The sequence below is a fragment of the Neisseria sp. genome, assembly GCF_041804105.1.
Lineage (GTDB): Bacteria > Pseudomonadota > Gammaproteobacteria > Burkholderiales > Neisseriaceae > Neisseria.
Map to the genome: position 1 here is coordinate 1 of NZ_JBHCJY010000056.1, position 7,524 is coordinate 7,524.

At 55.6% G+C, this 7,524-nt stretch carries 6 protein-coding genes; 3 read left to right on the forward strand and 3 right to left on the reverse strand.

What is annotated here, in order from left to right:
* Positions 1-532: 532 nt before the first annotated feature.
* A complete protein-coding gene (locus ACEYDX_RS05355) occupies positions 533-1,456 on the reverse strand; it encodes a LysR family transcriptional regulator (RefSeq protein WP_373740998.1) in 924 nt (307 codons plus the stop codon).
* A 155-nt stretch (positions 1,457-1,611) separates the two neighbouring features.
* Between ACEYDX_RS05355 and ACEYDX_RS05360 the strand changes: the two genes are divergently transcribed.
* The 3 genes from ACEYDX_RS05360 to ACEYDX_RS05370 all read left to right on the forward strand — a co-directional run bounded on the left by ACEYDX_RS05360 (position 1,612) and on the right by ACEYDX_RS05370 (position 5,223).
* A complete protein-coding gene (locus tag ACEYDX_RS05360) occupies positions 1,612-2,709 on the forward strand; it encodes a 4-oxalomesaconate tautomerase (RefSeq protein ID WP_373740999.1) in 1,098 nt (365 codons plus the stop codon).
* Between the two features lie 213 nt (positions 2,710-2,922).
* Positions 2,923-3,759: a shikimate dehydrogenase gene (locus tag ACEYDX_RS05365; RefSeq protein WP_373741000.1), complete on the forward strand. Its 837-nt coding sequence runs from the start codon at positions 2,923-2,925 to the stop codon at positions 3,757-3,759.
* Between the two features lie 126 nt (positions 3,760-3,885).
* Positions 3,886-5,223: an MFS transporter gene (locus tag ACEYDX_RS05370; protein WP_373741001.1), complete on the forward strand. Its 1,338-nt coding sequence runs from the start codon at positions 3,886-3,888 to the stop codon at positions 5,221-5,223.
* Positions 5,224-5,456: 233 nt separating this feature from the next.
* On the opposite strand, the gene ACEYDX_RS05375 is transcribed toward ACEYDX_RS05370, so the two are convergent.
* Both ACEYDX_RS05375 and ACEYDX_RS05380 read right to left on the reverse strand, forming a co-directional pair.
* The gene (locus tag ACEYDX_RS05375) at positions 5,457-6,443 is read right to left on the reverse strand and encodes a TerC family protein (RefSeq protein WP_373741002.1); all 987 of its coding nucleotides are present in this window, start codon (positions 6,441-6,443) and stop codon (positions 5,457-5,459) included.
* 318 nt (positions 6,444-6,761) lie between these two features.
* Positions 6,762-7,136 (reverse strand): MGMT family protein, encoded by a 375-nt coding sequence (locus ACEYDX_RS05380; protein WP_373741003.1) that lies wholly within the window; start codon positions 7,134-7,136, stop codon positions 6,762-6,764.
* Between the last annotated feature and the right edge of the window lie 388 nt (positions 7,137-7,524).

Consider the following 7,524-nt stretch of genomic DNA (forward strand, 5'->3'; position numbering starts at 1 on the left):
ACGGCGGATAAAGCGTAGGTACGGTTAGCCGCCCCAAGCGGCGTAACCGTACGCAACGGCGGACAATCACGGTACAAACCGCCCGAATTTAAGGCCGTCTGAAATACCATCCCGGTTCGGATACTCATGACCCGCCGTCTGAAAACACAAACCACGGCTTGTACGGTTACGCCGCTTTGGGCGGCTAACCGTACCTACATTCGGCAATCCGTCTGCCGTATCAATTTTCTTGTTTGCAAACAGAACAATACTTTGTCGAATTGTTCCGCCGTTTCAGACGGCATCGGCAACTAAAACCATAACAGCCGTCGTTCCCACGCAGGCGGGAATCTGTGTTTGAAATCCAGAATCCAAGCGGTCTCGGAATACGGCGGATAAAGCGTAGGTACGGTTAGCCGCCCCAAGCGGCGTAACCGTACGCAACGGCGGACAATCACGGTACAAACCGCCCGCAACTTTAAAGGCCGTCTGAAAACTACGGGAATGTTTTTCAGACGGCCTTTAAGCCGAGAACCAATGACTCCTCCCCGCCCTACCCTGCCGACGGTTCGGTGTTCCCCAGCGCCAGTTCCGCGCACAATTCTTCCAGCAGGATGCAGGTTTCTTTCTGCGTGCGCGTGAGCGTCCGCTTGGCGGGGGTGGCGAGAAACAGGCGGCTGGTAAATTGGGGCGATGCGATGGGGACGACCTGCACGTTGGCCTGGTGGTGCATCAGTTCGATGGCATGGGCCGAGAGGATGGTGTAGCCCATGTTTTCGGCAACCAGTTGGAGCATGGTTTCGACGCTGTCGATTTCGAGCACGATGTTGGGTGTGATGTTGTGCTGCGCCATTTTCTGTTCGATCAGCAGGCGGAAGGTGTTGGCGTCGGACGGCACAATCAGCGGCAGATCGGCAAACTGCGCGGCTTCGACGGGGGTGTCAGGATTGAGCCTGCCGCCCTGTTTTGGGGCGATGAGTTGCAGGTTTTCTTCGTAGAGCAGGCGGGTGTCGGTTGCGGCGGAATACGGCGGGTTGTAGAGCAGCGCGATGTCGATGCGGCCTTGTTGGAGACGGTCTTGCAGTTGGGCGGACAGCCCTTCGGTGATGCGCAGTTTGGCATCAGGCAGGCGTTCTTTGAAACGGCGGATGATTTTGAGCGACAGCAGGCGGGTGATGGTGGGCGGCAGGCCGAGCGTGATCTGGCCGCCGGGACGGCCGCTGCTGCCGCACAAATCTTCCTGAATCAAATCGACCTGTTCGAGAATGATGCGGCAGTGTTCGAGCATCACTTTGCCGGATTCGGTCAGCGATACGCCGCGGCCGTGGCGCAACAGCAGGTTTTGCCGCAGCTCGGTTTCCAGCAGCCGTATCTGGCGGCTGAGTACGGGCTGGGCCACGCCGATGACGTCGGCGGCGCGGGTGTAGCTGCCGAGCCGTGCGACGCAGGCAAAGTATTTGAGCTGCTTTAAATCCATATCCGTATCCTTCCGCACAGTGCCGTCTGAAAAACGGTTTTTCAGACGGCACTATGCGCTTTTGTAATAGCTGGTAGTCAGTATAGCAGCTTTAAAAACCTTTTTTTACCGACAATAATCGAATCACTGCTTTAATCTCCGATAAAGGATGCGCCATGCCCGCCCAAACCGCCGTGCCTGCCATGCTGATGCGTGGCGGCAGCTCGAAAGGCCTGTTTTTTGCGGTTGACGACCTGCCCGCCGACGAAACAGCGCGCAACCGCGTGCTGCTGGCCGCAATGGGTTCGCCCGACCCGCGCCAGATTGACGGTGCGGGCGGCGCGCATCCGCTGACGAGCAAAGTGGGCATCGTCGGCAAAAGTACGCAAACGGGCGTGGATTTGGAATTTCTGTTTGCCCAGCTCCAGCCGGACAACGACACCGTCGATACCAAGCCCAACTGCGGCAATATGCTGGCGGCGGTCGTACCGTTTGCACTGGAAAAAGGCCTGATTCGGGCGCAGGGCGGTGCAACGACCGTGCGCGTTTTGACGCTGAACACGGGGATGTTGAGCGACATTACCGTAGAAACACCCGACGGCACCGTGAATTACGACGGCGATGCGCGGATTGACGGCGTACCCGGCACGGCCGCGCCCGTGCGCATCCGTTTTCTCGATACCGAAGGCTCGGTGGCGGGCAGCCTGCTGCCGACGGGCAGCATCCGTGATGTTTTCGACATCGGCGGCATCGGCGCGTTGGAAGCCACCTGCATCGACAACGGCATGCCGATGGTGCTGGTGCGGGCGGCGGATGTCGGGCGCACGGCTTATGAAAGCGTGGCGGATCTGAATGCGGATGCGGAGTTGAAAACCGTGTTGGAAGAACTGCGCCTGAAAGCGGCATTGAAAATGGGCTTGGGCGACGTTTCGGCCAAAAACTATCCGAAAATGTGCCTGCTCAACCGGCCCTTGCACGGCGGCGCGGTGCATACGCGCTGCTTTATCCCGCACGTCTGCCACGATGCGGTGGGCGTATTGGCGGCGGTTACGGTGGCGACGGCCTGCGTGATGAAGGGCAGCACCGCCGACGGTTTGGCCGATGCCGCCGATGTGTCGGCCTTGTCGGTGGAACATCCGAGCGGGGAATTCAGCGTGGCATTGGAAACGGATGCCGCCGGAAAAGTCAGCGGTGCGGCACTTATCCGCACGGCGCGCAATTTGATGCGCGGCGAAGTGCTGGTTTCTGCCTCGGTTTGGGACGGACGCAAGTAGTTTTCAGACGGCCTTCACCCCTACGCCCTAAAAAAACAAAACGGACGAAAACGGCAACCCCGCTGCCGGAACACCGTTTAAAAAAAACCATTGCGGAAAACAAAAACAAAACGGCAGCCTTGCATCATCCGTGTAGTAAGATGTAGCCTGCTTCCGCCGACAGGCCGTCTGAAACGGCGCAACACACCCGATACTTCAAAGGAGCAAATCTTCATGAACATCAACGGTTCGACCCAAGTCATCGCCCACATCGGCTATCCGACGCACACGTTCAAATCGCCGATGATTTACAACCCCTATTTCGAACAGGCCGCCATCAATGCGCTGGTGGTGCCGTTTTCTTCCCAAGCACCCGTTTATCCCGATTTCCTGAAAAACGTGTTTACCTGCGAAAACGTGATCGGCGCGCTGGTTACCATGCCGCACAAAGTAACCACCGTGAATCTGGTCGACCGCCTGAGCATCACCGCCCAAATCGCCGGTTCGGCCAACGCCGTGCGGCGCGCTGCCGACGGGAAGCTTGAAGGCGATATGTTCGACGGCGAAGGTTTTGTGCGCGGCATCCGCCGCAAAGGATTCACTCCCGAAGGCAAAAAAGCGCTGGTGGTGGGCAGCGGCGGCGTGGGCTGTGCGATTGCGGCATCGCTGGCGGCGGCGGGCGTGTCCAAGCTGGCTTTATACGATGTCAATGCCGCCGCATCCGAAGCGCTGGCAGGCCGTCTGAAACAGCATTATCCTGCGCTGGAAGTGCAAACCGGCAGCAACGACCCCGACGGTTTCGATTTGGCGGTCAACGCCACGCCGATGGGCATGTACGAAGGCGACCCGATGCCGATGGACGTAAACCGCATTTCCCCCGATACGTTCGTGGGCGAAGTGGTGCTGAAAGACGAAACCACCGCATTTCTGGCCGCGGCCAAAGCCAAAGGCTGCAAAGTTCAGGTCGGCACGGATATGCTGTTCGAACAGATTCCCGTGTATCTCGAATACTTCGGCCTGCCGTCCACCACCGCCGAGCATCTACGCGAAGTGGCCAGAATCGAATACTGATTTGCACACGGAAACGGTTTTCAGACGGCCTCCGGCCGCCTGAAAACGGCACCGGCAGGCAGCAATGCCCCGCCATTGCCGCACCCGTTTCCGACAAGAAAAAGACGACACCACAGGAGAAAAACCATGTCGCAAAACCATGAAATCAACGTGCGCGAGCTGCTCGACGGCCGCGAAATCAGCCTGTATCAGAAACTGGTGGTTTTCCTATGCTTCCTGATTGTGGTCATGGACGGCTTCGACGTCGTGATCATGGGCTTTGTCGGCCCGTCGCTCAAAGAAGCGTGGAATCTCAATAACTCACAACTCGGCACCGCTATCAGTGCCGCAACATGGGGACTGGCATTCGGCGCATTGACCGCAGGTCCTTTGGGAGACCGTTTCGGTCGTCGCAAGGTACTGATTGTCAGCGTATTTGCTTTCGGATTGTTTACGCTGTTGGTTGCATTCGCATCATCCTTGACTCAAATCTTTATCTTCCGCTTTATCGCAGGTTTCGCCATGGGCGGCATCATGCCGATGGTTGCCACGCTGGCTAAGGAATATTCGCCCGAACGCCGCAGCGCCCTGCTCGTTACCATCGTGTTTTCGGGCTTTACCGTCGGCGCGGCGGGCGGCGGTTTTCTTGCCGCATGGATGATTCCGAAGTGGGGCTGGGAAAGCGTGTTTGTTTTCGGCGGTGTCGTACCGATTCTGCTGAGCGTCTTTATGATTGCCAAATTGCCCGAATCCATCGGCTTTCTGGTACATAAAGGCGGCGACCGCGCACAAATCCGCAAAATCGTCGAAGCCTGCGCTCCCGGCAGCACCACCGAACACAGCACCTTCACCATCCCTGCCGCCACCACCGTACAAAGCGGCGAAAATTCGGTTAAAACCATCCTCAACCCACATTACCGTTTCGGCACAGTATTATTATGGATCATCTATTTTAGCCATCTGTTTCTGGTTTATCTCTTGGGCGGCTGGATGCCGACCATGATTAAAGAATCGGGCATGTCCATCCAACAGGCATCCATTATTACTGCGATGTTCCAACTCGGCGGTCCCTTAGGTTCTATTCTGCTCGGTTGGTTTATGGACAAATTTGAACAACACCGCGTATTGATGATTTCCTATATCAGCGGCGCAATTGTCCTGACAGTAATGAGCGGTCTCGGTCCGCAATACCTGCTGCTGTGTCTTGCAGCCTTCTACATCGGCGCAGCCTTCAACGGCGGCGGTACGGGCATGAACGCGCTTTCCAGCAACTTCTTTCCCCTAACCGCCCGCGCCACAGGCAACAGCTGGATGCACGGTATCGGCCGTTTTGGGGCAGTAATTGCCTCCTATGCAGGCGGCTGGATGCTTGATGCGGGCTGGAACTTCTCCACCGTTGCCAACTTTCTCACCATCCCCGCCGTCATCATCGCCTGCTCGCTGACGCTCAAATACTTTATCTACCGCGGCAAAACAACTGCTTAAGGCCGTCTGAAACAGCAGGACAACCGAACCGCTCCGCAAAACGGGGCGGTTTTTTGCCCAATCTGCTCAAGCGTCATCCCGAAGAAAAACATCATCGGCAACACCGTCGGACTCATAACAAGGCCGTCTGAAAGCAGCCAAGCCACAATCCGATAGGCGTACGATTTGAAAACCAAAGGCCGTCTGAAAAATCTTTTTCAGACGGCCTGATAATTACAGCCTACCTAATCCGGTTATTCCAAACCGTCTTTCCGCTTCTGCTTCGTGTACATCATCGACGTCAGAACCGAAACGCCCAACGCCCCGAATACCACCGACAACGACACGCCCACGGGAATATGCACCCAGTGCATAATCAGCATCTTAATACCAATGAAGCTCAACACAAAAGCCAGGCCGAACTTCAGGAACACAAAACGGTCGGCCACATCCGCCAGCAGAAAATACATCGCACGCAGGCCGAGAATCGCAAAAATGTTCGACGTCAGCACGATAAACGGATCGGTGGTTACCGCAAAAATCGCCGGAATACTGTCCACCGCGAAAATCACGTCGCTCATCTCGATCATAATCAGCACCAAAAACATCGGCGTTGCGATACGGCGGCCGTTTTCAACGGTAAAAAACTTCTCCCTGTCGAAATCGTTGCTTACCCGAATATGCCTGCGAATCCACTTCAAGAGCTTGTTCTTCGACAAATCCTCTTCCTCTTCGCCCTCGCCGCCCGAGCGGATCATCTTCACGCCCGTGTACAGCAAAAACGCGCCGAACACATACAGAATCCACTCAAACTTCTGCACCAGCACCGCGCCCACAAACACCATCAGCGCACGCAGCACAATCGCCCCGAACACCCCATAGAGCAAAACGCGGTGCTGAAACTGCGGCGGCACCTTAAAATAGGCGAAAATCATCAGGAACACAAAAATATTGTCCACCGCCAGCGATTTTTCCAACACATAGCCCGTGAAAAACTCCAATACCTTCGCCTTCGCCACCGCATGGCCGTATGCCGGATTACCCTCCAGCTCGAAATACAGCCAGCCCGCAAACGCGCAGGACACGGCAACCCAGACACAGCTCCAAGTCAACGCCTCCGTAACGCTGACCTTGTGCGCCCCGCTTTTCTTCAACGACAGCATATCGATTGCAATCATAATAATGACCGCCACAAAAAACACACTGTAAAACAGCGGCGACCCTACCGACGGATGTTCCATCTCCATGTATTCCTTAACAAATTAAACGAACCGGCGATTTTAACACGATACGGCAAAGGCCGTCTGAAAACAAAGTTTCTGCGCAGCTAAAACGAAGTTGCTGCGAAGCTAAAAAGCATTTCAGACGGCCTACATTACACAACAGATAACAGGCTTACCTGCCACGCCCCAAAGCAAGGCAGGATTAACACAGGTACGCCCTGGCCTGCACGCCATTGCCAAACACAACAATGCCGTCTGAAAATCCGTTTTAGCTTCACAGAAACTTCTTTTTCAGACGGCCTTTTGCCCCGTTCCGCCAATATCCGTTTAACCCGTCTAACAATCCCACAGATACCGCTTCAGGCAGACATGGTTTTCGTCTTTCAGTTCCACCCCTTCCGCACGCAGCAACTCGGCCTGTTCCGCCCAGCCAGGCACCAGCCTGCCTGACGCGTTCACCACCCGATGGCAGGGATAGCGCCCGTAGAATGCCGCATTCGCCAACACGCTCCCCACCAGACGCGCGTTTTTCTCCCGCCCGATCAAACGCGCAATCTGCCCGTAAGTCGCCACCCGCCCCGCAGGGATTTCGTCGACTACCGATAAGATTTCAAATGCAAGGCGGTCGCTTTTGGGGCGGGCGCGGGTGGGGAGGGGGAAAGTAGGATTCGGCATTTCAGACGGCCTTATCGGATTGTAGATTGGTGTCATATAGCCACACACAGTTAGAGACCTTTGCAAAACCTCATGAACCACCAATAAAAACCAAAAAAACCGTCATTCCCGCGCAGGCGGGAATCCATCTTAAAATTTCAGAAACTTATTTTATTGAATAGTTTGCCATACTGAAAAATGGATTCCCGCCTGCGCGGGAATGACGTCGATTCTTGGTACAGTGGTTTTTCAGGGAGTTTTGCAAAGGTCTCAGGCCGTCTGAAAAACTGCTTGGCAGGATTTCAGACGGCCTTGTCGGGTTTGCAGGTTGGTTGGTATTGTGAGCAACCGTAGGTCGGGCATTTATGCCCGACTTTTATAGCTACGCGCGGGGAAATTTGATTTTCTTCGGATCAAAAGCCGCAGCATCGTATTTTAAAATCCG

Bases quoted from the DNA above. Each gene is read 5' to 3' on its own strand.
- ACEYDX_RS05355 (WP_373740998.1), bottom strand. From the start codon at position 1,456: ATGGATTTAAAGCAGCTCAAATACTTTGCCTGCGTCGCACGGCTCGGC.
- ACEYDX_RS05360 (WP_373740999.1), top strand. From the start codon at position 1,612: ATGCCCGCCCAAACCGCCGTGCCTGCCATGCTGATGCGTGGCGGCAGC.
- ACEYDX_RS05365 (WP_373741000.1), top strand. From the start codon at position 2,923: ATGAACATCAACGGTTCGACCCAAGTCATCGCCCACATCGGCTATCCG.
- ACEYDX_RS05370 (WP_373741001.1), top strand. From the start codon at position 3,886: ATGTCGCAAAACCATGAAATCAACGTGCGCGAGCTGCTCGACGGCCGC.
- ACEYDX_RS05375 (WP_373741002.1), bottom strand. From the start codon at position 6,443: ATGGAACATCCGTCGGTAGGGTCGCCGCTGTTTTACAGTGTGTTTTTT.
- ACEYDX_RS05380 (WP_373741003.1), bottom strand. From the start codon at position 7,136: ATGACACCAATCTACAATCCGATAAGGCCGTCTGAAATGCCGAATCCT.